Consider the following 231-nt stretch of genomic DNA (forward strand, 5'->3'; position numbering starts at 1 on the left):
ATGCTGGACATGCAGCGCATGCGCGCGGCCCGCGTCGTGTTCGACATCGGCTAGCACTGCGGCTTCGACGCCCCCGAGTCCGAGGGCGGCGGCGCGTGGACCCCGGAGTAGGGCTACGCGTTCCTGGCCAAGCACCTGATGTTCTCCGGGGGCCCGCGCCGCTTCGAGTTCACGCCCCACCTCGGCTGGCCGGGGCTGGCGCCGGCGTACAAGGTGGGCCCGCGCATCTGC

1 pseudogene is annotated in these 231 nt (G+C 72.7%); it reads left to right on the top strand.

Annotated features, from left to right (window positions below):
* Positions 1-231: pseudogene (locus KVS67_RS14265) on the top strand (DUF885 family protein); the annotation flags it as partial.

Origin of the sequence: Micrococcus sp. GbtcB5 (assembly GCF_019091605.1) — a bacterium.
GTDB lineage: Bacteria > Actinomycetota > Actinomycetes > Actinomycetales > Micrococcaceae > Micrococcus > Micrococcus luteus.